Annotated in this window: 27 protein-coding genes; 5 read left to right on the top strand and 22 right to left on the bottom strand. The window is 68.6% G+C overall.

The genetic code is table 11. The features are described 5' to 3' along the window. The first annotated feature begins 247 nt into the window (after window positions 1-247). Complete coding sequence (locus tag RJ03_RS08195) at window positions 248-493, top strand: hypothetical protein (RefSeq protein WP_036499775.1); 246 nt, start codon at window positions 248-250, stop codon at window positions 491-493. Between the two features lie 58 nt (window positions 494-551). On the opposite strand, the gene RJ03_RS08190 is transcribed toward RJ03_RS08195, so the two are convergent. The 5 genes from RJ03_RS08190 to RJ03_RS08170 form a co-directional block, all read right to left on the bottom strand. Beyond that, window positions 552-1,376 (bottom strand): alpha/beta fold hydrolase, encoded by an 825-nt coding sequence (locus RJ03_RS08190; protein ID WP_036499734.1) that lies wholly within the window; start codon window positions 1,374-1,376, stop codon window positions 552-554. Window positions 1,377-1,390: 14 nt separating this feature from the next. Further along, entirely contained in the window at window positions 1,391-3,301 is a 1,911-nt protein-coding gene (gene dnaG / locus RJ03_RS08185) for a DNA primase (protein ID WP_036499732.1), read from the bottom strand. A 49-nt stretch (window positions 3,302-3,350) separates the two neighbouring features. After that, on the bottom strand, window positions 3,351-4,613 hold the full coding sequence (locus RJ03_RS08180; protein ID WP_269750212.1) for a deoxyguanosinetriphosphate triphosphohydrolase: 1,263 nt from the start codon (window positions 4,611-4,613) through the stop codon (window positions 3,351-3,353). 24 nt (window positions 4,614-4,637) lie between these two features. Further along, window positions 4,638-5,330: a YdcF family protein gene (locus tag RJ03_RS08175; RefSeq protein WP_036499774.1), complete on the bottom strand. Its 693-nt coding sequence runs from the start codon at window positions 5,328-5,330 to the stop codon at window positions 4,638-4,640. A gap of 78 nt (window positions 5,331-5,408) precedes the next feature. Then, complete coding sequence (locus RJ03_RS08170; protein ID WP_036499772.1) at window positions 5,409-6,104, bottom strand: MBL fold metallo-hydrolase; 696 nt, start codon at window positions 6,102-6,104, stop codon at window positions 5,409-5,411. 64 nt (window positions 6,105-6,168) lie between these two features. Between RJ03_RS08170 and RJ03_RS08165 the strand changes: the two genes are divergently transcribed. Continuing rightward, window positions 6,169-8,166 carry a TPM domain-containing protein gene (locus RJ03_RS08165; RefSeq protein ID WP_036499728.1) on the top strand — a complete coding sequence of 666 codons (1,998 nt, stop codon included), beginning with the start codon at window positions 6,169-6,171 and terminating at the stop codon, window positions 8,164-8,166. 10 nt (window positions 8,167-8,176) lie between these two features. Here the strand turns inward: RJ03_RS08165 and RJ03_RS08160 are convergent, their stop codons facing one another. The 7 genes from RJ03_RS08160 to RJ03_RS08130 form a co-directional block, all read right to left on the bottom strand. After that, window positions 8,177-8,635: a VOC family protein gene (locus RJ03_RS08160; protein WP_036499725.1), complete on the bottom strand. Its 459-nt coding sequence runs from the start codon at window positions 8,633-8,635 to the stop codon at window positions 8,177-8,179. A gap of 35 nt (window positions 8,636-8,670) precedes the next feature. Continuing rightward, window positions 8,671-9,276 (bottom strand): response regulator transcription factor, encoded by a 606-nt coding sequence (locus RJ03_RS08155; protein WP_036499723.1) that lies wholly within the window; start codon window positions 9,274-9,276, stop codon window positions 8,671-8,673. Between the two features lie 174 nt (window positions 9,277-9,450). After that, window positions 9,451-10,644, bottom strand: a complete 1,194-nt coding sequence (locus tag RJ03_RS08150; RefSeq protein ID WP_051024456.1) for a sensor histidine kinase — start codon at window positions 10,642-10,644, stop codon at window positions 9,451-9,453. A gap of 88 nt (window positions 10,645-10,732) precedes the next feature. Beyond that, entirely contained in the window at window positions 10,733-11,509 is a 777-nt protein-coding gene (locus tag RJ03_RS08145; RefSeq protein WP_036499721.1) for an ABC transporter permease, read from the bottom strand. 1 nt (window position 11,510) lies between these two features. Next, a complete protein-coding gene (locus tag RJ03_RS08140; RefSeq protein WP_036499718.1) occupies window positions 11,511-12,446 on the bottom strand; it encodes an ABC transporter ATP-binding protein in 936 nt (311 codons plus the stop codon). A 68-nt stretch (window positions 12,447-12,514) separates the two neighbouring features. Further along, complete coding sequence (locus tag RJ03_RS08135) at window positions 12,515-13,435, bottom strand: NADP-dependent oxidoreductase (RefSeq protein WP_036499768.1); 921 nt, start codon at window positions 13,433-13,435, stop codon at window positions 12,515-12,517. A 208-nt stretch (window positions 13,436-13,643) separates the two neighbouring features. Further along, window positions 13,644-15,035 carry a glycine--tRNA ligase gene (locus RJ03_RS08130; protein ID WP_036499715.1) on the bottom strand — a complete coding sequence of 464 codons (1,392 nt, stop codon included), beginning with the start codon at window positions 15,033-15,035 and terminating at the stop codon, window positions 13,644-13,646. Window positions 15,036-15,327: 292 nt separating this feature from the next. Between RJ03_RS08130 and RJ03_RS08125 the strand changes: the two genes are divergently transcribed. Both RJ03_RS08125 and RJ03_RS08120 read left to right on the top strand, forming a co-directional pair. Next, window positions 15,328-15,723 carry an ArsR/SmtB family transcription factor gene (locus tag RJ03_RS08125; protein WP_025351935.1) on the top strand — a complete coding sequence of 132 codons (396 nt, stop codon included), beginning with the start codon at window positions 15,328-15,330 and terminating at the stop codon, window positions 15,721-15,723. Further along, a complete protein-coding gene (locus RJ03_RS08120) occupies window positions 15,720-16,151 on the top strand; it encodes a Fur family transcriptional regulator (RefSeq protein ID WP_051024455.1) in 432 nt (143 codons plus the stop codon). The genes RJ03_RS08125 and RJ03_RS08120 overlap by 4 nt, the downstream gene beginning before the upstream one ends. Before the next feature lie 25 nt (window positions 16,152-16,176). Here the strand turns inward: RJ03_RS08120 and RJ03_RS08115 are convergent, their stop codons facing one another. From RJ03_RS08115 to RJ03_RS08105, 3 genes are all read right to left on the bottom strand, one after another. Next, entirely contained in the window at window positions 16,177-16,575 is a 399-nt protein-coding gene (locus tag RJ03_RS08115) for a hypothetical protein (protein ID WP_036499762.1), read from the bottom strand. Between the two features lie 8 nt (window positions 16,576-16,583). Further along, window positions 16,584-17,372: an isoprenyl transferase gene (locus tag RJ03_RS08110; protein ID WP_036499713.1), complete on the bottom strand. Its 789-nt coding sequence runs from the start codon at window positions 17,370-17,372 to the stop codon at window positions 16,584-16,586. A gap of 80 nt (window positions 17,373-17,452) precedes the next feature. After that, entirely contained in the window at window positions 17,453-18,271 is an 819-nt protein-coding gene (locus tag RJ03_RS08105) for an SAM-dependent methyltransferase (RefSeq protein ID WP_036499711.1), read from the bottom strand. Between the two features lie 156 nt (window positions 18,272-18,427). Here RJ03_RS08105 and RJ03_RS08100 point away from each other — a divergent pair, with 156 nt between their 5' ends. Beyond that, the gene (locus tag RJ03_RS08100) at window positions 18,428-19,303 is read left to right on the top strand and encodes an LLM class F420-dependent oxidoreductase (protein WP_036499709.1); all 876 of its coding nucleotides are present in this window, start codon (window positions 18,428-18,430) and stop codon (window positions 19,301-19,303) included. Window positions 19,304-19,312: 9 nt separating this feature from the next. Here RJ03_RS08100 and recO read toward each other — a convergent pair whose 3' ends face one another. The 7 genes from recO to RJ03_RS08065 form a co-directional block, all read right to left on the bottom strand. Continuing rightward, window positions 19,313-20,086, bottom strand: a complete 774-nt coding sequence (gene recO, locus RJ03_RS08095; protein ID WP_036499760.1) for a DNA repair protein RecO — start codon at window positions 20,084-20,086, stop codon at window positions 19,313-19,315. 135 nt (window positions 20,087-20,221) lie between these two features. Continuing rightward, window positions 20,222-20,635, bottom strand: a complete 414-nt coding sequence (locus RJ03_RS08090) for a hypothetical protein (protein WP_143859879.1) — start codon at window positions 20,633-20,635, stop codon at window positions 20,222-20,224. Window positions 20,636-20,889: 254 nt separating this feature from the next. Continuing rightward, window positions 20,890-21,810, bottom strand: coding sequence for a GTPase Era (era, locus tag RJ03_RS08085; RefSeq protein WP_036499702.1), 921 nt, complete (start codon window positions 21,808-21,810; stop codon window positions 20,890-20,892). Then, on the bottom strand, window positions 21,807-22,187 hold the full coding sequence (locus tag RJ03_RS08080) for a cytidine deaminase-like protein (RefSeq protein ID WP_051024453.1): 381 nt from the start codon (window positions 22,185-22,187) through the stop codon (window positions 21,807-21,809). Before RJ03_RS08080 ends, era begins: the two co-directional genes overlap by 4 nt. Next, entirely contained in the window at window positions 22,174-23,532 is a 1,359-nt protein-coding gene (locus tag RJ03_RS08075; RefSeq protein WP_051024452.1) for a hemolysin family protein, read from the bottom strand. Before RJ03_RS08075 ends, RJ03_RS08080 begins: the two co-directional genes overlap by 14 nt. Before the next feature lie 43 nt (window positions 23,533-23,575). Beyond that, window positions 23,576-24,130, bottom strand: coding sequence for an rRNA maturation RNase YbeY (gene ybeY, locus RJ03_RS08070; RefSeq protein ID WP_030512859.1), 555 nt, complete (start codon window positions 24,128-24,130; stop codon window positions 23,576-23,578). A gap of 114 nt (window positions 24,131-24,244) precedes the next feature. Then, complete coding sequence (locus tag RJ03_RS08065; RefSeq protein WP_036499755.1) at window positions 24,245-25,321, bottom strand: PhoH family protein; 1,077 nt, start codon at window positions 25,319-25,321, stop codon at window positions 24,245-24,247. Between the last annotated feature and the right edge of the window lie 186 nt (window positions 25,322-25,507).

Here is a 25,507-nt window from a genome sequence, read left to right as displayed (position 1 = left end):
TCGATGAGGCCGGGCCAGGCTCTTATTAAGTCATGTCCGCCCGGCCAGCGCGCGGGACCTTGACCGCCGGTCAGACCAAGTGATGATCAACCCAGCAGGGCGACAGTCGGTGGGAGAGACACGACGATCAAGATCCTTTCCATCATCAATGTCGGTGGGGTCTGGCAAGGTGGTGCCGGATCGACAGCCCGGCTCGGTGTCGGGCAGGATGTACGGCGCGGACAGCTACTGGGAGGAGCCCGAAAGAATGCTGCGGTTGATCATCGGCGTCGCAGCCGGTTACGTGCTGGGGGCCAAGGCGGGGCGGGCTCGCTACGAGCAGATCAGCAAGACCACCCGTGCTGTCGCCGCCAGCCCGGTCACCCGCAAGCTGGTCCAGGCCAGCCGCCAGAAACTGTCGGATCGACTCAATACCCAGCCGCGGCTCGAACCCATGGAGCCGATCGACGAGCGCACCACCGTCCTCGTCCCCCAGGACCAGCTCCGGCGCTGAGCCGCCCGACCGGCCCGCGGCCGGCGTCACCGCCGGACCGCGTGCCACCGACCGCGCCCTACCTACCGGTCGAGCCGATCTCCTCAGGCTTTTCCTCGGTCCGCGCCACCGCGGCGGCGATGTGCCGGGCGAGCAGGTGCGGTGCCTGTGCGTGGGCCAGATGCCCCTGCCCCGGCAGAAGGTCGATGCGGGCCTGCGGCAGTGCATGGGCGATGCGGCCGAAGGCGGTGCCGTAGGGTTCGGCGTTCGCGTTGAGTTCGCCCAGCAGCAGGGTGACCGGAACGGTCAGGGCGCGATATCGCTGTAGGTCCGCCCGACATGCGTTGACGGCCTCGAGTTCGGTCGGCAGCGGCGCGGCCAGCGGCCGCAGCACCGCCCATGTCGGCGATTCCCGCAGCGCGGCAACATATTCCGCGGAGAAGCCCGACACATCGGTGTTGACCAACCGGACGGCGGCGTCCAGATCGCCGCGGTCGACGGCGGCGCGCAGCGCGGGGATCGCGGCGGGGGCGAAGGGCGCCGATACCGGTTCGTAGGCGATCAGCGAGCGCAGATCCGACCGCTCACAAGCCGCCTCCAGGGCGATCAGCCCGCCGTAGCTCCATCCGAACAGCTCCACCGCACCGCCGAGAGTGTCGAGGATATGGTGCAGGTCGTCCACTTCGGTACGTACGGAGTAGTCCGCCCCCAGCGGACCGCTCGGCACCCGCCCGCGGCGATTGATCGTCACCACCGGATTGGGCAAACCGAGCCGCTCCACCACGGGCCGCCAGGCGGCGGCATCGGACATCACCCCCGGAACGATCACCAGCGGCGGGCCGTCACCGTCGACGATCTCGGCGGTCAGTGCGGTCCCGGAACGATGGAAAGACGTCGATCTCATTCCGGTTGGAACGATCAGGCGACGTTGAAATCATCCGAGTTGCCCATGGCCTGGGTGAGCAGGCTCTTGCGGTACTGCTCGAGGGCGACCAGATCGCCGAACAGGGCCATGTAGTCGTCCGGCTGTTCGGTCGACGAGACCCGCTGCAATTTCGACTTGAGCGCGGCGACCTGACGGCCGACCCATGCCTCCTGCACCCGCGCCAGCACGCCGGAGATGAATCGGGGGATGTCGTCCATCGATTTCACCGGAAGCGGCTCGGCGGCCAGTTCGGAGACCAGTGCGCGCAGCATCAGGTCGTCGGTGTGGTCGGCGACGCGCGAAACCCATTCCGCGCCACCGAGTCCCGCCGCGGTGCCACCGGCGGCGGCGAGGGCGGCGCGCACGGCGGTGTAGGCGGGATGGGTGAACGCCTCGGGCTCGAGGCTGTCGAAGATCGGGCCCGCGGTCGCCGGATACTGCAGCGCGGCGGCCAGCACCTGCCGCTGCGGCAGTAGTACCGGGTCACCCGGGTTCGGCCGGGCGGCGGCCGACTCCGCGACCACTGTCTCGGTGGCCGCTTCCCGGCCGGGCACACCCTTCACCGGCTTGCCGCGGCGGGCGTGATCGCCGACCCGGCGCACCACCAGCTGGATGTCGTCCCAGCCGACCCATCCGGCGAGCTTCGTGGCGTACGCCTTGCGCAGCGCGTTGTCCTTGATCTGCGCCACCACGGGCACCGCACGCCGCAGCGCCTCGACCTGCCCCTCGGGGGTGTCGAGGTTGTGGTCGGCGAGCAGACCGCGAATCACGAACTCGTACAACGGGACTCGCCGGGCCACCAGATCGCGGACGGCTCCGTCGCCGGAACGCTGCCGCAGTTCACACGGGTCCTGCCCGTCGGGCGCGACCGCGATATACGTCTGCCCGGCCAGTTTCTGGTCACCGGAGAATGCCTTCAGCGCCGCGGCCTGACCGGCGGCATCGCCGTCGAAGGTGTAGATGATCTCGCCGCGCCAGAAATTGTCGTCCATCAGCAGCCGGCGCAACATCGACAGATGCTCGTCACCGAAGGCGGTGCCACACGAGGCGACCGCGGTCGTCACACCCGCGAGGTGCATGGCCATCACATCGGTGTAGCCCTCGACCACCACCGCCTGATGGCTCTTGGCGATCTCCCGCTTGGCGTGGTCGAGACCGAACAGCACCTGGGACTTCTTGTACAGCACCGTCTCCGGCGTATTGATGTACTTGGCGGTCATCTGGTCGTCGTCGAACAGGCGCCGCGCGCCGAAACCGATGACATCGCCGCTCAGATTCCGGATCGGCCACAGCAGCCGCCGGTGGAACCGGTCGATGGGACCGTGCCGGCCGGGCTTGGACAGCCCCGCCGCCTCCAGCTCCTTGATGTCGAAACCCTTGCGCAGCAGGTATTTCGTCAGCGTGTCCCAGCCTGCCGGGGCGTAACCACAGCCGAACTGCCGCGCCGCGTTGGCGTCGAAATTGCGGTCGGTGAGGTATGTGCGCGCCACCTCCGCACCCGGTTCCCGCAGTTGCGCCTGATAGAACTCGTGCGCGGCCGCATTGGCGGCGACCAGCCGGGAGCGGGTGCCACGGTCGCGCTGCACCGAGGTCCCGCCACCCTCGTAGTTGATCGTGTAGCCGATCCGGTCGGCCAGCTGCTCGACCGCCTCGACGAACCCGACGTGGTCGATCTTCTGCAGGAAGGCGAACACGTCACCGCTCTCACCGCAGCCGAAGCAGTGGAAATGGCTGTGATTCGGCCGCACGTGGAACGACGGCGACTTCTCGTCGTGGAACGGGCACAGCCCCTTCAGCGAATCCGCACCGGCACGCTTGAGCGACACATATTCACCGACGACATCCTCGATGCGTACGCGTTCACGTATTGCCGCGATATCGCGATCCGGAAGTCGACCTGCCACGAAATCCGAGTCTAGCCGCGTGCCGGTCGGCCCACGCCGACGACCGGGGTCATCGGGCCGCGATCCGCTCCAATCTGCTCTCGGTGTAGGAGGCGATCTGGTCGACGATCACGCGTACCCGGGCGGTGTCGTCGGTGGCAGCCTCCCACCACGGCAGCAGGATCGGGTCGAGGCCCTGGGGGGCGCCGGCCAACAGGCGGTCGGCCACGTATCGGATGCGCTCGCGCTGTTCGGCCTGGCGTTCGTGGTGTTGGGGATCGGACATCACATATCGCAGCGCGACCGTTTTCAACAGCGCGACCTCCGCGGCCACCACGGCCGGCACCTCCAGATCGGCCGCGTAGCGGCACAGCGACTGCCCGGTCCACGCCGCGCGGGTCGCCTCCACCGCCGCGGTCGCGAATCGGCCGACCAGATCGCTGGTCAGCCGCTTGAGGGCGACCGAGGCGCGCAGGGTGCCGTCATAGCCGGCGGCCTCGGCGATCACCTGCAATTGCGACAGCCGCTGACCGGCCGCGATCAGATCGTCGGCGGACAGGTCGCGGTGCTGGCGTTGGCCCAGTTCGGCGAGGGCGGCCTGTTCGGCCGGATCGGCGAGCGCTCGCAGATCGATCCGGCCCGCGATCACCCCGTCCTCCACGTCGTGCACCGAATACGCCACGTCATCGGACCAGTCCATGACCTGCGATTCCAGCGACTGCCGACGCTCGGGCGCCCCCTTGCGGACCCAGTCCAGCCGGTCCAGATCGGCATCGTAGGCGCCGAACTTCGCACCGGAAGCCGTTCTGCCCCAGGGGTATTTGACGGTGGCGTCGAGGGCGGCGCGGGTCAGGTTGAGGCCGTAGCTCTCCCCCGCCGTGTCGAAGACCTTCGGCTCCAACCGGGTCAGAATCCGCAGGTTCTGGGCGTTGCCCTCGAACCCGCCGTAGGCGTCGGCGAATTCGTCGAGGGCGCGTTCGCCGTTGTGGCCGTACGGCGGATGGCCGATGTCGTGGGCCAGCCCGGCCAGATCGACCAGATCCGCGTCGCAGCCCAGCCCCTCGGCGATGCTGCGCCCGATCTGGGCGACCTCCAGCGAATGGGTGAGCCGGGTGCGTGGCGTATCACCGTCGCGCGGCCCCATCACCTGGGTCTTGTCGGCAAGTCGCCGCAGTGCCGCCGAATGCAGCACCCGGGCCCGGTCCCGCGCGAAGTCACTGCGGCGGGCGGGTGACGGCGACCACCGCAACCCCGCCGTGGGCGAGGTCTCGGACACCATGCGCTCGTGATCGCCGTCGACATACGGGCATTCGGGCATCGCGTCGAAACTCATGAGGGATACCGCCTGATACGTGTCTCACTGCTCCGCGGTGTATTTGAAATCCGCGGAGAAGTGGGTGAGCTGATACCACAGCAGGGCGCCGGTTTCGCGGGCGATGCCGTGGACCTGGGACTCCCGGGTGTAGACCGCCGGGCCGGTGCGGGTCGGCGCGGTCCACGCGTCCAGACCGGCGTCGCGGGCCATGGTGCGGGTGCGCAGCGAATGCCACGGATCGCTGACCAGCACCACCGACGACAGATCGCGGGCCCGCATCGCGGAGGCGACCGCCTCGATACTCTGCAGCGTGTCCGATCCGGTCTCCACGGCCAGCACCCGGTCGGCGGGCACGCCACGATTCTTCAGATAGTTCTTACCGGAGGCGGCCTCGGTGTAGTTGTCGCCCACCTGTTTGCCGCCGACCGTGATAACCAGCGGCGCAACACCTTTGGTGTACAGGTGGTAGGCCTGTCCGAGCCGGGCCTCGAACACCGAGGACGGCGTGCCGTCGTATTGCGCGGCGCCCAGCACCACGATCGCGTCGGCACGGCTGTAGTCGTCGATCCGTGCCACCTGCCAGACCCGGAAGGCGGTGCCGCCGACGAGGACGACCCCGATGACGACGGTGCCGGCGATCACCCGGCGCACCCACCGCACGACCGCCGATCCGCGCGGACGGCGCGGCGCGGCGGGCGGGCGGGTCGGTGCGGGATGGGTGAGGGCCGAGGGCATTCCCCGAGTGTGCCAGTGCTCGGTCACGCCACGATTGCGGAGCGCCGGATCGTCACGGTCGCAGGGCACCGGAACCGCTCACCAACCGCGTTGCCGCCACTGCTCGAGCTGCGGCCGCTCGGCACCCAGGGTGGTGTCGTCGCCGTGGCCCGGGTAGACGACCGTATCGTCGCCGAAGCGGTCGAACACCTTGCTGGTGACGTCGCTGTAGAGGGAATCGAAATCCTCCGGGGAGGTGGTGCGGCCGACACCACCCGGAAACAGGCAGTCGCCGGTGAACAGATGGGTGCGGCCGGAACCGTCGGTGAGCGCCAGCGCGACGGATCCCGGGGTATGTCCGCGCAGGTGGATGACGTCGAACCGCAGGTCGCCGATCGAGACGGTGTCACCGTCGGTGAGCAGCCGATCCGGCCGTACCGGAAGCGGTTCGGCGTCCAGGGCGTGCGCGGCGGTCGGTACGCCGGTGTCGGCGACCACGGCGCTCAGGGCCTGCCAGTGGTCGAAATGCTGATGCGTCGTGACGATCAGCCGCAGCCGCCCCGGCACCTCCTGGTCCAGCAGGGCCTGGATGCGTTCGGATTCGTTGGCGGCGTCGATCAGCACCGCGTCGCCGGTGGCGGCGTCCTGCACCAGATAGACGTTGTTGTCCATACCGCCGACCGACATCTTGACGATCCGGGCGCCCGGCACGTCGCGCTGCTGCGGATTCGTGCCCGGCGCGACGTGGCCCGTATAGGGGATATCCAGCGTGATCACCCTGCCGATCGTAATCATCGGTTCCGACACGGGTCGGCCGGATCAACGCCCCTCGCGCCGTGTCGGCGGATACATTCGTGCTATGCCGCCGCACTCGCGTCCTCGACGATCACAGCCGCCGACGCTGCTCGCGTTGCTGCTGTCGATCGTGTTCGGGTTCGTGCTCGGCTGCTGCGGCCCGGCCGTCGCCGACGAACCGATGCGGCTCAACGAATACGTCACCGATTCCGCGCAGGTTCTCGACGGTCCGCAGCGCGACACCGTGCGCGCCTCGGTGGACGCGCTCTACACCGCTCATCGGGAGCGGCTGTGGGTGGTCTACGTCCGCGATTTCGGCGGCCTGGACCCGCAGACCTGGGGTCAGCGCACCGCGACCGCGTCCGGATTCGGCGACCGCGATGTGCTGCTGTCGATCGCGACCAGCGACCGCTCCTATTCCTTCACCGGCGCGCTCCCGCCCTCGGTGAGCGACGCGGAACTGAATTCGCTGCTCACCGATCAGGTCGAGCCGCGACTGCACAACGGTCAGTGGGCCGAGGCGGCGGTGGCCGCGGCGGACGGATTGTCCACGGCCATGGGCGATTCCGGTGGTGTCGGGATCTGGCCGCTGATCGTGATCACCCTGATCGTGCTGGGCGTGATCGGTGTGGTGCTGGGTTATTCGCAGTTGCGCCGGCGGGCCCGGGACCGCGCCGAGACCGACGCCGCCCGCGCGGTCGATCCGACCGACACCGCCGCGCTGGCTCGGCTGCGCCCGGATCTGCTCGAGTCCCGCTCGGCGCAGGTGCTGGTCGACACCGACAACGCGATCCGGGCCAGTGCCGAGGAACTGCGGCTGGCCACCGACGAATTCGGCGCCACCGCGACCGCTCCGTTCGCCGCCGCGCTCGAGTCGGCGAAACGGGCGATGGCACATGCCTTTTCGATCCGCCAGCGGCTCGATGACGACATCCCCGAAACCCCTGATCAGCGCCGCGATCTGCTGGTCGAGCTGATCGCCACCTGCGGGCGGGCCGATGCCGAACTCGACGACAAGGTGGCCGAATTCGACGCGATGCGCAATCTGCTGATCGACGCGCCACAACGGCTGGACACGCTGACCCGCGATGTGGTCGATCTCACCGTGCGGCTGCCGCGCTCGGAGGAGACCCTGCGCCGGCTGCTGGCCGCACAACCGGAATCGGTCACCGCGCCGGTGCGCGACAACGTGGCGATGGCACGGGAGCGAATCGGGTTCGCCGAGAACACGATCGAGCAGGGCCGCCGGGCCGCGGCCGAGCCGGTCGGTCGTCAGGGCGGGGTGGTCGCGGCGATTCGCGGCGCGGAGGCCGCGGTGACCGCCGCCCGCACCCTGCTCGACGCCGTGGACACCGCCGAAACCGATATCACCCAGGCGCGGGCCGGCCTGCCGGCGGCGATCGACGAACTGGGCCGCGACCTCGAGACCGCGCAGGGCCTGACCGAACACGGCGGCCCGGAACTGGCGGCGGCGATGTCGGGCGCCCGCACCGCATGGGAAGCGGCCCGGACCACCGGGGACCGCGATCCGCTCGGCACGTTCCACCGCGCGGTCGCGGCCGATACCGCACTCGATCGCGCGGTCGCCGCGGCCGGCGAGCGCAAACTCGCCGCCGAGCAGCTGCGGCGCCGCCTGGATCAGGCCGTGATCGCCGCGCAGAGCCAGGTCCGCGCGGCCGCCGATTTCATCGACACCCGCCGCGGCGGTATCGACGCCGCGCCTCGTACTCGCCTGGCCGAAGCGCAGCGCAATCTCGATCGGGCGCAGGAGCTTTCGGCCACCGACCCGCAGGCGGCGCTGAGCAGTGCGCAACAGGCCGCCGATCTGGCCACCCGCGCACTGCACGCCGCCGAGGCCGATGTGCGGGAGTGGCAGACCCATCGCCCGGCTTCCGGTACGTCCCAGGCCGGTGCGGTACTGGGCGGCATTCTGATCGACAGCCTGCTGCGCGGCGCGGGGAGTGGCTATCGCGGCCGTTCGATGGGCGGATCCGGGTGGGGTCCGGCCTCTTTCGGCGGCTCCGACAGTTCCCGCCGGATCAGCCGCGGCGGGCGATTCTGATCTGCTCGTCTCACCGCGCCGGTGGCACGGCCTCGCCGGTGCGCGTCGCGAGCCACTGCTGCAGTTCGATCAGGTTGCCCTCGGGGTCGCGCAGATAGGCGCAGCGCACGCGTCCGTCGTATGCGACGGGCTCGCCCGAGATTTCGGCGCCGCGGGCGGTGATCGCGGCGAGATAGTCGTCCAGGTCGTCGACCCGCAACGACACCATCGCCGCGTCGGCGGGCGGGACCGGCGCCACGTCGTCACCCGACGACGAGCGCGAGCCGACCCCGGACCGCAAGGTATCCCCCAGCGCCGCCGCGAGATTCGCGCGCTCGTGCAGCGCGAGCGTGCTGCCCAGCGCCGGTTTGAACGCCGCGTAGGGCGGGCGCGGGTCGTCGGTTTGCGGTGTCAGTCCGAGAACGTCGCGATAGAACGCCACGCAGCGGTCGAATTCGGACACGATCAGGCGGATCTGCGTCAGATGCACATCGGCGAATCTACGCCCGCCGCGGCGGGGGCCGCTCACAACCAGCCGAGACGTTCGGCCGCGCGGACGGCCTCGGCACGAGTGCGGGTGCCGGTCTTGCCGATCGCTGCCGAGAGATGGTTGCGGACGGTTCCCTCGGACAGATGCAGCCGCTTCGCGATGACCCCCGCCGTCGACCCGTCCGCCGCCGCGGCGAGCACCTCGCGCTCGCGTGCGGTGAGCGGAGAGGTTCCGGCGGTGAGGGTTTCGGTGGCCAGTGCCGGATCCACCACTCGCAGGCCCATGTGCACGCGCCGCACCGCATCCGCCAATTCCCGTGCGGGCGTGTCCTTCACGACGAATCCGCCGGCTCCGGCGTCGATGGCGCGACGCAGGTAGCCGGGGCGGCCGAATGTGGTCACCATCAGAATTCGGATACGCGGGAATTCGGCGTGCAGCTGCGCCGCCACCGAAATTCCGTCCATTCCGGGCATTTCCACATCGAGCAGCACCACATCCGGCGTGGTGCGCCGCACGGCGTCCAGAACCTCGTCGCCCCGGCCCACCTCGGCCACCACCTCGAGGTCCGCCTCCAGCCCGAGCAGCGCCGCCAGCGCGCCCCGCACCAGCGCCTGATCGTCGGCGAGCAACAACCGGATCACCGGCGTCGCCCCCGTCGCGGTTCACCGATCGACATCATCACACGCACAGCTGCGACCCTAATGCGGCCGGTGGGGTATCCGCCGCCCGACCGGCGAAGGCATCTTCGTCCGCCCGCCCGGGTGCACATCCGCGTGACCTTCGCCGGTCCGAGTTGCCGAATCCCCTCGCCCTGCTCAACTCCGCCTGTCGGCCGTCGGGAACTCCGCGGCGATCAGCGTTCCCCCGCCGGACGGTGTCTCGACCGTCAGGTTGCCGCCCCCGGCGCGCACCCGGTCGCGCAAACCGGTCAGACCGGAACCGAAGGTACTGCCGGACAGCCCTTTTCCGTCATCGCTCACCTCGATCCGCGACTCGCTCACCCACACCCGGCAGTGGCCGGCGCCGCTGTGGCGCACCACATTCGTCACCGCCTCGCGCAGGACCCATCCGAAGATCACCGCATGGCGCGCGGGGAGCTCGGCGGGATCCGGGAGCGCCGCCTCGATACCGGCGGCGCGCAGGGCGGTCCGGGCGTTGACGAGCTCGGTCGAGAGCGACACCTCGCGCAGGCCGCCGACGGTATCGCGCACCCCCGCCAGCGCCTCGCGGGCCAGGCGCTCCACATCGGCCAGCTCCTGCCGGGCGCGGGTGGGATCGGTGTCGAGCAGCCGTTGCGCCAGTTCGGTTTTGACGGTGATGACGGTCAGCGAGTGCCCCAGGATGTCGTGCACGTCGCGCGCCACCCGGTTGCGTTCCTCCACGATCGCCAGCTCGCCCTGCTGGCGGCGAGTGAGTTCCCGCAGCTGTCCGCGCCGCCGGCCGACTTCGCGGCCGGTCCACATCACCACCGGAATGAACGCGAAATACAACGGGGCACTGCCGTAATGCAGCGACAGGCCGATCAACAGCGCGGCTGTCCCGGCCACCACCGCACCGGATTTGGCCGGGGGCAGGACGAATACGGCGCCGGCCGCGACGTAGATGGCGGTGCCCAGACCGGTGACGCCCAGCAGCACCGTCAAACTCGCGGCGAGGGCCGCCAGCCCGCCCACCACCAGCCATCGCGGCCATTCGTAGGAGACCGGCAGCCCAGCGTGCGCGTGTTTCTCCTCCCAGTCAGGTTGCCGGAAGGGACCGAAGCACGAGGCCGTCAGCACCCAGAAGACCGCGAGGCAGAAGGCCGCCGCGACGGCCCGCCCGCGATGCCCGTCCTGCCATTGCGAGACGATCGGCGCGATCAGATACAGCAACCAGACCAATGCCAGCACCGCGCCGAAGAGCAGGCGTCGATGCTGGATGGCGGTCTGCGGGGCGGGTTCGTGATCCATTCTGCGGGCGATCCGGTCCAGCGCTCCCGAAATCGGCCGATCGACCGGAGGTACCCGCATCGTCACCCTCCGTCTCCCGCCTCGGCCGGCGCCGCCGGATTTCGACGCTACCGCACCGTCCACCGGGGCGGACGGTGCGGCGCGTCGGTCAGCGAGCGGTATCACGCCGGAACAGAACCGCGGCTCCGAGGGCGAATACCGAGGCCCAGACCACGATGTTCAGCACCGCCAGTGCGGCGGAACCGGCAGTGGTGTCGCCGAGCGGCAACCGGGCCAGCGTCGCGACGCCGTTGGTCGGGAAGAGCTTCGACACCGTTTCGAACCAGCCGTGCAGCGGCATGAACAATCCACCGGCGAACGACAGCAGTGCCAGCACCGGGCCGAGGATCTGCATCACGTTCTCCGAGGGCAGCACATATCCCATGAACAGTCCGAATGCCGCGAAGACCACGGAGGTCAGCCACGCGATCAGGAAGCAGCCCACCCACGCGCCGGTGGTCAGATGCGCGCCGGTCACCGCGCCGGCGACGAAAACGACGACGACCGAACACAATCCGAGCACCATCGCGCCGGCCACTTTGGTGGCGACGTAGGCGGCCGGGCTCAGCGGCGTGAGACGCAACTGACGCACCCAACCGGCGGCGCGTTCCACCGCCACCATGGCGCCGCCGCTGGTGGTGGCCAGCATCGCCCCGTAGACGGCCATCGACACCATCACGTAGGCGGTGACATTCGCCGAGCCGTAGGTCTCGTTGCGGTAGGAGTTCTGGGCGCCGAAGATCACGAAGAACACCACGGGCATCACCAGCGCGAAGATGACGGTGCGCCGGTTGCGCAGCATGCGGCGCAATTCGAGCAGCAGGAATCCCCAGCTGAATCCGCCGGCGCTCGGACGGATGGCGCGGGGCACGGTCGATGTGGTCATCTCAGTTGTCTCCGGTCAGTGCGAGGAAGGCGTCTTCGAGATTGCGGCCGGTGATTTCGATGTCGACGGCCGGTGTCCGGGTCAGCAGATAGCGGGCGACCGCGTCGGAGTCGTTGCCGTGCACCAGCACTCGATCACCGCGCTGCTCGACCCGGTCCACGCCGGCGAGGGCGAGCAGGCTCGCCGGGTCGGCATCGGGCAGCGTCGCCGAGACCGTGCGGCCGGAGGCCAGATTCTTCACCGACGCGGCACTGCCGTCGGCCACGACCCGCCCGCCCCGCACCAGCACGATGCGGTCGGCGTAGGCGTCGGCCTCGTCGAGATAGTGGGTGGCGAAGACGACGGTGCGTCCGAGACCGGCGTCGGCGCGGATGGCGTTCCAGAAATCGCGGCGTCCCTCCACATCCATGCCGGTGGTCGGCTCGTCGAGGATCAACAGGTCCGGATCGGGCAGCAGCGCGAGAGCGAAGCGCAGGCGCTGCTGCTGACCACCGGAGCATTTACCCACCATGCGGTCGGCGATGCCGTCGATTCCGGCGCGGACGAGCACCTCCCGGGCGGGGCGCGGATGACGATGCAGGGACGCGACGACCCGCACCGTTTCGCCGACGGTGAGATCCGGAAGCAGGCCGCCCGATTGCAGAACCGCCGAAACTCGGCCCGCCGCAACCGCTTCCGCCGGTGTTCCGCCCAGAATTCGGGCGGTGCCGGCGTCGGGGCGCAGCAGGCCGAGCATCATGTCGATACTGGTGGACTTCCCGGCACCGTTGGGTCCCAGGAAGGCGACCACCTCACCCGCGGTGACGGTCAGATCGAGTCCGTCGACCGCGCGGACGGGCCCGGCGGAGCTGCGGAAGGTTTTGGTCAGTCCGCGAAGCTCGATCACCGGTGCGGCGGCGACCCGTTCCGCCGAACCGGATGTCATTGCTGATGTCATGGTTCCACTGTCGCGTGGAGCCGGGCGTCGTACCTGGCCCGAGCGTCACGACTGTGCCATGACAGATGTCATGGCAGCAGGACGATCTTGCCCCGGGTGTGGCCGCGCTCGAGTTCGGTGAACGCCGCGCGCACCTCGGCGAGCGGATATGTGGCGGCGATCGGAATCCGGACGGCCCCCGCGGCGGCCAGTTCGGCCAGCTGGGCGAGCACGTCGATGGTGTCGGCGGCCGCATTGCCCTCCGCCTTGACGCCGTATTTCTCCACCGCGGCGAAATCGATGATCGTATCGATGCGTTCGGGCTTCACGCCGAGATCGAGGGCGAGTTCGACGTAGCCGTTGCCGTGCGTATCGATGAACGCATCGATACCGGCGGGCGCCGCCTCCCGGAGGCGCTCGGCGAGACCGTCACCGTACTCCACCGCGACCGCCCCCAGCTCGCGCAGATAGTCCTGGTTGTCCGGGCCCGCGATGCCGATCACCGTCACCTCACGGGCCCGAAGCAGTTGCACCACAATGGATCCCACTCCACCGGCGGCGCCGGACACCGCGATGGTGTCACCGGCCTCCGGGCTCACCGCGCGCACGGCGGCGAAGGCGGTGGTGCCCGCGACGTACAGCGATCCGGCGACCTCCCAGGACAGACCCACCGGCTTCGGGGTGACCTGCTGGGCCGGCACCACCACCCGGGTGGCGTGGCTGGAGCGCTTGTCGCTGAATCCGAGCACCTCGTCGCCGACGGCGATCCCGCTCACCCCCTCGCCCAGGGCGACGATGCGCCCGGCGAAATCGGTGCCCTCGCCCTCGGGGAAGGTGGCGGGCCAGCGCTCGTGCAGCGAGCCGTTGCGGATCTTGGCCTCACCCGGGTTGATCCCCGCGGCCACCACCTCGACCGCGACCTGTCCGGGCCCGGGCTGCGGATCCGGTATCTCGCGAACCTCGAGCACATCGATATCGCCGTAACGATCGAACTTGACCGCCTGCGCCATGATCAGGACCTTTCGTCGCACCTGTGGGCCGGGCCCGGCAGCGCCCCGGGGGCGCGCGGGATCTCGGACTGCTCAGTGCTCGGAACGACCCGGACGACGGCGATATTTCCGCCGATCCCACTTCGGCGCGCGATTCGCCCCGATAACGCCCGGGTCTTCGGTTATGTCCGAATACGAATGCGGTATGCCCGTCCGCGCCGCGGTGAACTCAGGCGCCCAGCAGGCGCTGCGCCAGGTAGCCCTCCACCTGGTCGAGCGCGATCCGGTCCTGCGCCATCGAGTCCCGCTCGCGCACGGTGACGGCCTGGTCCTCGAGGGTGTCGAAGTCGACGGTGATGCAGAACGGGGTGCCGATCTCGTCCTGGCGGCGGTAGCGGCGGCCGATCGCGCCGGCGTCGTCGAAGTCGACGTTCCAGTTCCTACGCAGTTGCGCGGCAAGGTCTTTCGCCTTCGGCGACAGATCGGCGTTGCGCGACAACGGAAGTACGGCGGCCTTCACCGGCGCGAGGCGGCGATCCAGGCGCAGTACGGTCCGCTTCTCCATGACGCCCTTGGCGTTGGGCGCCTCGTCCTCGGTGTAGGCGTCGATCAGGAAGGCCATCAGCGAGCGGGTCAGGCCGGCCGCGGGTTCGATCACGTACGGCGTGTAGCGCTCGTTGGTGTTCTGGTCGAAGAAGCTCAGATCGGTGCCGGAATGCTTGGAGTGGGTCGACAGGTCGAAGTCGGTGCGGTTGGCGACACCCTCGAGCTCACCCCATTCGCTGCCCTGGAAGTGGAAGCGGTACTCGATATCGACCGTGCGGGTCGAATAGTGCGAGAGCTTCTCCTTCGGGTGCTCGTAGAGCCGCAGATTCTCCGGGTCGATGCCGAGGTCGGTGTACCAGGCCAGACGGGTGTCGATCCAGTACTGGTGCCACCGCTCGTCCTCACCCGGCTTGACGAAGAATTCCATCTCCATCTGCTCGAATTCGCGGGTGCGGAAGATGAAGTTACCGGGGGTGATCTCGTTGCGGAAGCTCTTGCCGATCTGCGCGATACCGAACGGCGGCTTCTTGCGCGCGGTGGTCATCACGTTCGCGAAGTTCACGAAGATGCCCTGCGCGGTCTCCGGACGCAGATAGTGCAGGCCCTCCTCGGACTCGATCGGCCCGAGGTAGGTCTTGAGCATCATGTTGAAGTCGCGCGGTTCGGTCCACTTACCGACGGTGCCGCAGTCCGGGCAGCCGATCAGCTCCATGGACACCGAGTCCGGATCGTCGATCTTGTGCTTCTCGGCGTACGCCTCCTGCAGGTGGTCCTGCCGGTGCCGCTTGTGGCAGTTCAGGCATTCGACCAGCGGGTCGTTGAAGACGCTGACGTGCCCCGAGGCCACCCACACCGGCCGCGGCAGGATGATCGCGGAGTCCAGGCCGACCACATCGTCGCGGCTGGTGACCATGGCCCGCCACCACTGCTTCTTGATGTTCTCCTTGAGCTCCACACCCAGCGGACCGTAATCCCACGCCGACCGGGTCCCTCCGTAGATCTCGCCGCTGGGGTATACCAAACCCCGGCGCTTGGCGAGATTCGCGACGGTGTCGATCTTCGACTTGGGTGCCACGGTGGAAGGTCTCCCTCTGGATGATGGGTCCGAACGATTCGCCCCAGCCTACTGACACCGGATCGAACACCGCGAGGCAGTATCGCCCCGGCAACGACTGATTTCGCGCGCACATGGGTAACTCGCCGGGAACGCCCAAAACCCGGCCCGACACAGACCGCCGGCCCGACACGACAATCGTGGAGCGCCCGCGACACGCCGAAGACGCGGAGAGGCGGTACAGCGCGCTTCCTTGACATGCGCACGTGTGCATATCAATAATGGCATCGGTTTCCAATAAGGAGTTGGTTCGATGACCGCCGACAGCGGTGTCCCCGCGCGTCGAAGCCGCGTCGCCGTCGAGGCGCCCACGCCGATCCCGCACGACCCGTATCCCTATCGCGCCCCGACCGCCCCCGCGGTCCCCGCCCGCACCACGCTCGACAACGCCGGCGAACTGCTGCGCGCACTGGCCGCGCCGGTGCGGATCGCGATCGTGCTGCAGCTGCGCGAATCGCCGCGCTGCGTGCACGAGTTGGTCGATACGCTCGGCGTCACCCAGCCCCTGGTCAGCCAGCACCTGCGCATTCTCAAGTCCGCGGGCGTGGTGCGCGGTGAACGCACCGGCCGTGAGGTGATCTACGAATTGGTCGACGACCATCTGGCACGCATCGTCGTCGACGCCGTCGCACACGCCGAGGAAGGATGACCGTGCCGGAGAAGACGGACACCGCCGAGAAGACCGTCGGAATTCGCAGCACCCGCCAGCGCAGCGCGATCACCGCACTGCTGGGCGATATCGAGGAATTCCGTTCAGCCCAGGAGCTGCACGACGAACTACGCCGCCGCGGTGAGGGCATCGGCCTGACCACCGTCTACCGCACCCTGCAGTCCCTCGCCGACGCCGGCAAGGTCGACGTCCTGCGCACGGACACAGGCGAATCCGTGTACCGGCAGTGCTCCAAGGGCCACCATCACCACCTGGTCTGCCGCCAGTGCGGGCGCACCGTCGAGGTGGAGGGCCCCACCGTCGAGGCCTGGGCCGCGGCGATCGCCGGCGAGCACGGATTCACCGACATCAGCCACACCATGGAGGTGTTCGGCACCTGCCGCGACTGCGCCCACATCGCCCGCTGATTCGATCAGCGGCACACCGGGCCGGTCAGGGCACCAGGCCCTGGCGGGCGCGGCCCGCGCCGGACAGGACGAGCAGCAGCATCGTCGCCAGGGCGTCGTCGTCGAGGCCGGCTGCCGGGAAGGTATAGCGCAGCAGGACGTCGGCGAGCTTCTCGTGGGCGATGATCGTCAGCGAGCCGAACTGCAGGGCGTTGTTGCGATCGGCGACTCGCTTGTGCAGTTGCGGCTTCAAGGGGCGATCCCAGGCGAGCACGCAGGTCAGCGTGAGGACGTCCAGGCCCGGCGCCAGTGTGACGCCGCGCAACGAGCACAGCGCGCCCTCGTATTCGAAGCCGAGGGCGTCACCGTCCTCCTCCCGCACGGCGATATCGCATCGACGCAGGCAGGCGGCGGCTTGGGCCTGCAGTTCCCGGGCGACGGTCAGATCGTTGCTCACTTCACACCACCGAACCGGCGATCGCGCTTGGCGTACTCCACACAGGCCTCCCACAGGTCGCGCCGGTCGAAATCAGGGAACAGGGTGTGCTGGAAGACGAACTCCGCATAGGCGGACTGCCAGATCAGGAAGTTCGAACTGCGCAGCTCGCCGGAGGGGCGCAGGAACAGATCCACATCCGGCATATCCGGCTCGTCGAGATACTTCGCGAAGGTCGATTCGGTGACCTTCTCCGGATCCAGCTGTCCGGCCGCCACCTTCCGCGCAATTTCCCGTGCCGCGTCGGCGATTTCGGCGCGGCCACCGTAGTTGACGCACATCGTCAGCGTCATCACGGTGTTGTCCTTGGTGAGCTCCTCGGCGATCTCCAATTCCTTGATCACGCTGCGCCACAGGCGCGGTCGCCGGCCCGCCCAGCGCACCCGCACGCCCATCTCGTGCATCTCGTCGCGGCGGCGCCGGATCACGTCGCGGTTGAAGCCCATCAGGAATTTGACCTCGTCCGGACTGCGCCGCCAGTTCTCGGTCGAAAAGGCATAGGCGGAAAGCCATTTCACGCCGATCTCGATACACCCCTCGACGGTGTCCATCAGCACCGCCTCGCCGCGCTCGTGCCCGGCGGTGCGCGGCAGCCCCCGATCCTGGGCCCACCGGCCGTTGCCGTCCATCACCAGCGCCACATGCCTGGGCACGAACTCCGGCGGCAGCGCGGGCGGGGTGGCGCCCGACGGGTGCGGTGACGGCGGACGAATCGTGCGGGTGGTCTGGGAGCGGTTACCGATCACGCCACCTATCCTGCATCACCGCGCGCCGCCCGTGACCGGTGCCGTGGGATTTCCGCGCCGACCTGGGCCTACGCATCCGCTCAGGGCTTGACGCCGACCGCGGCCCAGATGCCGAACGCCTCGTCGGCCCACGCGAGCCGTTCCTCCGGGATGTAGAAGTCCGGATTCGGGTGCCAGCGGTGCATCGGAACCACGCCGGGCTCGACGAGCTCCAGCCCGTCGAAGAAGCGGGCGACCTCGCCCTTGTTGCGCAGGGCGACCTTCATCCCGGCCTGGGCGTAGACCGCCGCCACCTTCGCGAGTCGTTCCGGATTCACATCGCTGGAGGCGTGGGTGATGCTGAGGTAGGACCCGGGCGCGAACGCGTCCATATAGGTGCGCACGATGTCGTAGGCGCCCTCTTCGTCGGTGACGAAATGCATGATCGCGGCCAGGTTGAGCGCCACCGGCCGGGACAGATCGATCACCGCGCGGAACTGCTCCGAGCCGAGGATCACGTCCGGATCGCGCACATCCGCGGGAATGTATTCGGTACGCCCCTTCTCCGAGCCGATCATCAGCGCGCGGGCATGCGCCAGCACCAGAGGGTCGTGGTCGACGTACACGACGCGGCAATGCGGATCGACGGCCTGCACGGCGTTGTGCAGATTCGGTTCGGTCGGAATTCCGGTGCCGATGTCGAGAAACTGCCGCACACCATTGCGCGCCGCGAAACGCGCTGCCCGATGGACGAATTCGCGATTGGCCCGCGCGGCCTGCGCGGTCTCCGGAAACGCCTCCATCACCTTCGACGCGGCCTCGCGATCGGCCGGATAGTTGTCCTTGCCGCCGAGGTAGTAGTCGTACATCCGCGCCGAATGCGCCTTCTCCGTATCGAACTCGACAAGCTCGTGAGACATCGAAGCTTTCTCCGTAGGGTTGGTGGGACCTTCCAGTGAAATTACCCCGTCCGAGCCGCACGCAGGGCCCGCATTCCCGGAAACCTCTTGACCTGGAGTGCGCTCCAGGGCATAGCGTTCTCCACGGGAAGTCAGTCACTGACGAGGGAGAACTCCATGGAGCTCGGATTTCACATTCCTATCTTCGATATCGACGGCGGCACCCCCGCGATCGCGGGAGAGCTGGCGCGCGTAGGCCAGGCCGCGGAGGTGGCGGGCGCCACCTGGCTGTCGTTCATGGATCACTACTTCCAGATCGAGCCGACCGGCCTACCGGCCGAGGCGAATATGCTGGAGGGATACACCACGCTGGGATACCTTGCGGCACATACCACCTCGATCGATCTCGGACTGCTGGTCACCGGCGTGACCTATCGGCATCCGGGTCTGCTCGCCAAGATCGTCACCACCCTGGACGTGCTGTCGGGCGGCCGGGCCACGCTGGGGATCGGGGCCGCGTGGTTCGAGCGGGAGCATCGCGGGCTCGGGGTCGAGTTCCCGCCGCTGGCCGAGCGGTTCGAGCGGCTGGAGGAGACACTGCGGATCTGCGCGCAGATGTGGGATCCGCAGAACAACGGGCCGTTCGAGGGCAAGTACTACCAGCTGGCCGAGACGCTGTGCGCACCGCAGCCGATCCATCGCCCGAGTGTGCTGATCGGCGGCGGCGGCGAGAAGAAGACGCTGCGGCTGGTCGCACAGTACGGCGACGCCTGCAATCTGTTCGGCACGTCGCCGGAGGACGTCGCCCACAAACTGGACGTGCTGCGCCGCCACTGTGACGACGTCGGTCGCGATTTCGACACCATCCGCACCACGATCATGGCCAACAATCCGCGCCCGAATCCGGACGTTCGCGACGAATTCGTCCGCAGCATGGCCGATTACGCGAAACTGGGCATCGACGCGGTGCTGATCACCCCGACCACGGGCTCACCCGCCGCGTGGATCGAGGCCATGGCGCCGGCGGTCCCGCAGCTGGCCGACCTCGGGTAGCCGGCCGGTCTATCCCACCCGCGACGCCGGCGGCTCCGCCGCCTCGTGCGGACGAGAGCGCTCGATCAACGGCAACGTCCGCAACTGCCGTTCCAGATGCCATTGCAGATGGGCGGCGGTGAGCCCGCTGGCCTGGCGGCGGACGGACTCGGCAACCACGTCGAGTCCGGTCCAGTCTCCGCGATTGAGCGCACTCATCAATTCCAGGACCCCGACCGCGGGCGTGGCCGAGCCGGGCGGACGGCAGTGCACGCAGACCGCTCCCCCGGCGGCCACGTGGAAGGCGCGGTGCGGGCCGGGGGTGGCACACCGGGCACATTCGTCGAGAGCGGGCGCCCAGCCCGCGAAACCCATGGCGCGCAACAGGAATGCGTCGAGGATCAGTTCGTGCGGGCGCCGGCCGGCGGCGATCGCGCGCAGGGCGCCGGCGGTCAGGGTGTGCAGGCGGGGCGCGGGGGCGCGCTCCTCACCGGCGAGACGTTCGGCGGTCTCCAGCACCGCGCAGGCGGTGGTGTAGCGACCGTAGTCGGCGACGATATCGGCGGCGAACGCCTCCACGGTGTGCACCTGCGTCACGGTGTCGAGGTTGCGTCCGGGATACAGCTGCACGTCGATATAGGCGAACGGTTCCAGCCGGGCGCCGAACTTCGACCGGGTGCGGCGCACACCCTTCGCCACCGCCCGGACCAGCCCGTGCTGACGGGTGAGCAGCGTGACGATGCGATCGGCCTCACCCAGCTTGTGCTGGCGCAGCACAATGGCCTGGTCCCGATACAACAACACGTTCACAGTCTCCCACGCCACCCCGACGTGCCCGCGCCCCCACGCCACTCGACACCGCTCGGGCGCCACGTAACCGCCCCGGCCACCGAGTCGCCGGGCATCCGCCCCCGCGGGTGCGCCAGGCCTTCGTGGCCGCTACACGCTGCGCGGCAGTCCCTCGGCATACAGCTGCGCGATGCGGGGTGCGTGAATTGTGCGCAGCATCAACGTGGTCCAGCCGGTGCGGATCGGGTCGATCGCGCCGCGGTCGGCCTCGACAAGCATGCGCTCGGGCCCCTGCAGTTCCATGGTGACGGCGGGATGACCCAGCCAGACGTCGACCAACGCCTCCTGATTACCCCAGATGACGAGGCGCTTTCTGCTCATCCCGATGGTGCCGCCGACGATGTTCTCCCAACTGGAGGAACCGTAGTGCAGTGGCGTCCGATAATTGCGTCTGGCCAGCGATCCACTCACCGGGCCGAATACGACGATCCCTTCCGATTCCAGATCCGAACGCACTTGTGGCGGCAGCTCTTTCGAGCCGAACGCCCGGGACATCCACTTCACGCCAGGATCGTAGGCCCGTCTCACAATGTGCGTGCGCACACAGTTCGCCCGCTCCTGCGGAAATACCGGAATCGCACATCACAATTCGACTACGGCCCACCTGCGAATCCGATATGGGCGGTTACCCGGATGCGCGCCGCGTTTCGCGCGCGCCCCGAGACGGAGATCACAGAAAGCGACGGCATCGACGCGAGACCTGAGGTCGAACCCCGTAACCGCACCGGCTCGAGGCCGATCCCCGGTGGGAGCATCGATCAGAAGCCCAGCTTGCGCAGCTGCTTGGGATCGCGCTGCCAGTCCTTGGCGACCTTCACGTGCAGGTGCAGATAGATGCGGGTGCCCAGGATGTGCTCGATCTGCTTGCGCGCCGCGGTGCCGACCTCTTTGAGCCGCGCGCCGCGTTTGCCGATGATGATCGCCTTCTGACTCGGCCGCTCCACGTACAGCAGCGCGTGCACGTCGAGCATGTCCTCGTGTTCCTCGCGCGGCATGATCTCCTCGATCACCACCGCCAGCGAATGCGGCAACTCGTCGCGCACACCCTCCAGCGCCGCCTCGCGGATGAGCTCGGCCATGAGGGTTTCCTCGGGCTCGTCGGTCAGCTCACCGTCGGGGTAGAACGCCGGGCCCTCCGGCATCTTGGAGGCGATCACATCGACGAGCAGTTCGACCTGTTCCCCCTTGGCCGCGGAGACCGGAACCACCTCGGCCTCGGGGCCCAGCAGTTGCGAGACCGCGAGCAGTTGCTCGGCGACCTGCGGCTTGTCCACCTTGTCGATCTTGGTGACCACGCCGAGCAGGGTCGTCTTCGGCGCCATCTGCCGGACCTGCTGCACGATCCAGCGGTCACCCGGTCCGATCTTCTCGTCGGCCGGAATGCACAGCGCGATCACGTCGACCTCGGAGTAGGTGTCGCGCACCAGATCGTTGAGGCGCTGCCCCAGCAACGTGCGCGGCCGGTGCAGTCCCGGAGTGTCGACCAGGATCAGCTGAGCGTGGTCGCGATGCACGATGCCGCGGATGGTGTGGCGCGTGGTCTGCGGACGCGAGGACGTGATCGCGATCTTCTGGCCGACCATGGCGTTGGTCAGCGTGGATTTGCCGGTATTGGGCCGGCCGACGAAACAGACGAAGCCGGAACGGAATTCGCCCTCACCGGGCTGCTCGACGCTCATCGTGCCGTCTCGGTTCCGGCGTCGACGGTGCGGTAGGTCGCACCCTTGCGATCGGTGACGATGATCGCGGCCGAGGCGCTCACCTCGCGCACCGCGGCCACGCCCGGATCGGCATCCTGCCCGCCGACCAGCACCGCCGCCTCGAACCCTTCCGCACCGCTGGAGATCGCGGCCGCGACCGCCGCCTGCAGCGCCGACAGCGACAACGCGTTCAGGTCCACCGTGCCGGCGGCGTAGGTGCGGCCGTCGGTATCGCGGATCGCCGCGCCCGCCACCCCGCCGGTGCGTCCCATCGCACCGCGGGCCAGCACCAGCAGTTTGCCGTCCTCGGCGCTCAATTCGCCGGTGTTCGATTCGGCGGTTTCACCCTCGGTCATCGCCATCTCCGTTCTCGTATCTCGACGTCTCTTCCCGCCCCTGACGGTCGCCGCGCACCGCATCCGCGAGCGCGCCCGACAGTTCGCCCGGCTCCCCCGCCCGGCGCGCGACGACGGTGTGCACGCGCACCCGCCCCCTGGTATCGGCGCCGCCCTCGCCCTGCAGCAGCAGCCCGTGCGCGACGACCTCCGATCCCGGCAGCGGCACCCGGCCCAGTGTGTGGGCCAGCATGCCGCCGACGGTGTCGACGTCCTCCTCCTCGATCTCCAAGCCGAACAGCTCGCCCAGATCCTCGACCGGCAGCCGGGTGGAGACGCGGTAGACGCCCTCGCCCAGTTCCTCCACCGGCGCGATCTCGTCGGTGTCGTATTCGTCGGCGATCTCGCCGACGATCTCCTCGAGGACGTCCTCGATGGTGACCAGCCCCGCTATCCCGCCGTATTCGTCCACCAGCAGCGCCATGTGATTGCGGCGACGCTGCATCTCGTCGAGCAGAGCGTCGAGCGGTTTCGAGTCGGGCACGAACACGGCCGGCCGCATCACCGCCCGCACCTGCACACTGCGGCCCCGATCCGCATACGGCACAAGATCTTTCAGATAGACCACGCCGAGGATGTCGTCGACGTTCTCGCCGACCACGGGAATGCGCGAATGCCCGGACCGCACGGCCAGCGACATCGCCTGCGCCACCGTCTTGTCCGCCTCGATCCACACCATCTCGGTGCGCGGCACCATTACTGCGCGCGCCGCGGTGTCGCCGAGTTCGAACACCGACTGGATCATGCGGCGTTCCTCGGAGTCGACCACACCGCTCTGCTGCGCCATATCGACGATCTCGCGCAGTTCCACTTCGGAAGCGAAGGGGCCGTTGCGAAATCCGCGCCCCGGGGTGATGGCGTTACCGATCATGATCAGCAACCGGCTCACCGGGCCGAGCAGCGCCCCGATCGCCTGCACCGGCAGCGCGGCCGCCAGCGAGATCGAATACGCGTGCTGGCGGCCCAGCGTGCGCGGGCCGACACCGATGACGACATAGTCGATCACGACCATGATCACCGCGGTCACGGCCAGCGCCCACCCCCAGCTGAGCACCTCGCCGAGTGCGGCCACCAGCAGGACCGTCGCCGCGATCTCACAGGTCAGCCGCAGCAACACCATGAGGTTCACGTAGCGCGGCCGATCGATCGTGATCCGGGCCAGCCGGCGGGCGCCCGGCCGGTCCGCGCGGACCAGATCCTCCACCCGCGCCGCCGAAACCGTCATCAACGCGGAATCGATCGCCGCGAAGACACCGCCGACGGGCACCAGCAGAATCGCCAGCAGCAGCGGGATCAGCGCATTCACGCTCTGCCCTCGGCCGCCCGAGCTCGGGCCCGGGTGGTGACGCTCATGCGGGATCCAGGGGATCGCCGGGGGCGGTGAATCCGGTCTTGCCCAGCAGGCGGCGGTCGCGCTCGGCCAGTTCGGCACGGCGGGCGGCCTCGCGCAGGCTTTCGTACCATTCGGCGAGCAGGCGGTTCTGCAGGCCGAACATCACCTTCTCCTCTTCCGGCTCGGCGTGGTCGTAGCCGAGCAGATGCAGCACTCCGTGGACGGTCAGCAGCGCCAGCTCGTGGTCGAGGGAATGACCGGCCTTACCGGCTTGAGCGGCGGCGAATTCGGGGCAGAGCACGATGTCGCCGAGCATCGAGGGGCCCGGTTCGGCGCCGTCGGGGCGGCCACCGGGTTCGAGTTCGTCCATCGGGAACGACATCACATCGGTGGGACCCGGCAGATCCATCCACCGCATGTGCAGGTCGGCCATGGTATCGAGATCGACGAGCACCATCGACAATTCGGCCGCCGGATGCACGTCCATCCGTTCGATCGCGAACCGCGCGACGCTGACCAGATCCGGTTCCGATACGTCGATGCCCGACTCGTTGGCGATCTCGATACTCACCCTGCCAGCCTAATGGGGGCCGCGCGGGGGCTCACCACCACATCAGCGGCGAGCCGCTCCGGCTACTCAGCGGCGAGCCGCTCCTACAACTCAGCGGCGCGCCGCTCCTACAACTCAGCGGCGCGCCGCCTTGTCGGCCGCGCGGCGCTGGGCGCGGTTGCCGCCCGGGTAATGCCGCGCCACCTGCGGGCGGGCATCGGACTCGTAGCGCTCGTAGGCGTCGACGATGTCCGAGACCAGCCGATGGCGAACCACGTCACTGGAGGTGAGCTCCGCGAAATGGATGTCGTCCACATCGGTGAGGATGTCGCTGACCACCCGCAGTCCGGACCTCGTCCCGCCGGGCAGGTCGACCTGGGTGACGTCGCCGGTGACGACGATCTTCGAGCCGAAGCCGAGCCGGGTCAAAAACATCTTCATCTGTTCCGGCGTGGTGTTCTGCGCCTCGTCCAGGATGATGAACGAATCGTTGAGGCTGCGTCCGCGCATGTACGCCAGCGGCGCGACCTCGATCACGCCGGAGGCCATCAGCTTCGGAATCGCCTCGGGGTCCATCATGTCGTGCAGGGCGTCGTAGAGCGGGCGCAGATACGGGTCGATCTTCTCGTTCAGCGTGCCCGGCAGGAAGCCCAGCCGCTCCCCGGCCTCCACCGCCGGACGGGTGAGGATGATGCGGGTGACCTGCTTGCTCTGCAGCGCCTGCACGGCCTTGGCGACCGCCAGATAGGTCTTACCGGTACCGGCCGGGCCGATGCCGAAGACGATGGTGTGCTCGTCGATGGCGTCGACGTAGCGCTTCTGGTTCAGCGTCTTCGGGCGGATGGTCTTGCCGCGCCGGGCGATGATGTCGAGACTCAGCACCTCGGCGGGGGAATCGGAGGATCCCTCGGTCAGCATGGAGACCGTATGCCGGACCGCTTCCGGGGTGACGACGCGGTTGTGCGCGGTCAGCGCCACGAGCTGCTCGACCACCCGCTCGGCCAGCGCCACATCGGCGGCCTTACCGGTGAGGGTGACCGAATTCCCGCGTACGTGGATGTCGGCGTCGAGCAGACCTTCGAGTTCACGCAGGTTCGCGTCGGCGGAACCGAGGAATCCGAACACGGACTCGGGGGCCAGTTCGATGCTGGAACGCACCGTCCGGGCCGCTGGACCCGAACCGTTACCATTGCCGGGGGCACCGGCTCCGATGCCGGTCGTGGGTGTTGTCGGGTCGCCGATATCGCCTGATGTTCGCAAAAGGAGCTATGGCCTGCTTTCCGGTCTCGAACGGATCCTCTCCTGTTCTCAAAGTCTATCGCGCGGCTCCGACACCGCCCACTTATTTGATCTCCAGCCGCAGCTCAGAGCCCGCTCACCCGGAAGATGAGGGTCGTC

This window comes from Nocardia aobensis NBRC 100429, from assembly GCF_000308375.1.
Lineage (GTDB): Bacteria > Actinomycetota > Actinomycetes > Mycobacteriales > Mycobacteriaceae > Nocardia > Nocardia aobensis.
Note: the sequence above shows the minus strand (reverse complement) of the source record. Positions and strands in the feature narration are given on the sequence as shown.

Excerpts from the sequence above, each read along its gene's own strand:
- RJ03_RS08195 (WP_036499775.1), top strand. The coding sequence starts at position 248 with ATGCTGCGGTTGATCATCGGCGTCGCAGCCGGTTACGTGCTGGGGGCC.
- RJ03_RS08140 (WP_036499718.1), bottom strand. The coding sequence starts at position 12,446 with ATGACATCAGCAATGACATCCGGTTCGGCGGAACGGGTCGCCGCCGCA.
- RJ03_RS08125 (WP_025351935.1), top strand. The coding sequence starts at position 15,328 with ATGACCGCCGACAGCGGTGTCCCCGCGCGTCGAAGCCGCGTCGCCGTC.
- RJ03_RS08145 (WP_036499721.1), bottom strand. The coding sequence starts at position 11,509 with ATGACCACATCGACCGTGCCCCGCGCCATCCGTCCGAGCGCCGGCGGA.
- RJ03_RS08135 (WP_036499768.1), bottom strand. The coding sequence starts at position 13,435 with ATGGCGCAGGCGGTCAAGTTCGATCGTTACGGCGATATCGATGTGCTC.
- RJ03_RS08080 (WP_051024453.1), bottom strand. The coding sequence starts at position 22,187 with ATGACCGAGGGTGAAACCGCCGAATCGAACACCGGCGAATTGAGCGCC.
- RJ03_RS08180 (WP_269750212.1), bottom strand. The coding sequence starts at position 4,613 with ATGAGTTTCGACGCGATGCCCGAATGCCCGTATGTCGACGGCGATCAC.
- RJ03_RS08150 (WP_051024456.1), bottom strand. The coding sequence starts at position 10,644 with ATGCGGGTACCTCCGGTCGATCGGCCGATTTCGGGAGCGCTGGACCGG.
- RJ03_RS08190 (WP_036499734.1), bottom strand. The coding sequence starts at position 1,376 with ATGAGATCGACGTCTTTCCATCGTTCCGGGACCGCACTGACCGCCGAG.
- RJ03_RS08170 (WP_036499772.1), bottom strand. The coding sequence starts at position 6,104 with ATGATTACGATCGGCAGGGTGATCACGCTGGATATCCCCTATACGGGC.
- era (WP_036499702.1), bottom strand. The coding sequence starts at position 21,810 with ATGAGCGTCGAGCAGCCCGGTGAGGGCGAATTCCGTTCCGGCTTCGTC.
- RJ03_RS08105 (WP_036499711.1), bottom strand. The coding sequence starts at position 18,271 with ATGTCTCACGAGCTTGTCGAGTTCGATACGGAGAAGGCGCATTCGGCG.
- RJ03_RS08100 (WP_036499709.1), top strand. The coding sequence starts at position 18,428 with ATGGAGCTCGGATTTCACATTCCTATCTTCGATATCGACGGCGGCACC.
- RJ03_RS08175 (WP_036499774.1), bottom strand. The coding sequence starts at position 5,330 with ATGCCCTCGGCCCTCACCCATCCCGCACCGACCCGCCCGCCCGCCGCG.
- RJ03_RS08165 (WP_036499728.1), top strand. The coding sequence starts at position 6,169 with ATGCCGCCGCACTCGCGTCCTCGACGATCACAGCCGCCGACGCTGCTC.
- RJ03_RS08120 (WP_051024455.1), top strand. The coding sequence starts at position 15,720 with ATGACCGTGCCGGAGAAGACGGACACCGCCGAGAAGACCGTCGGAATT.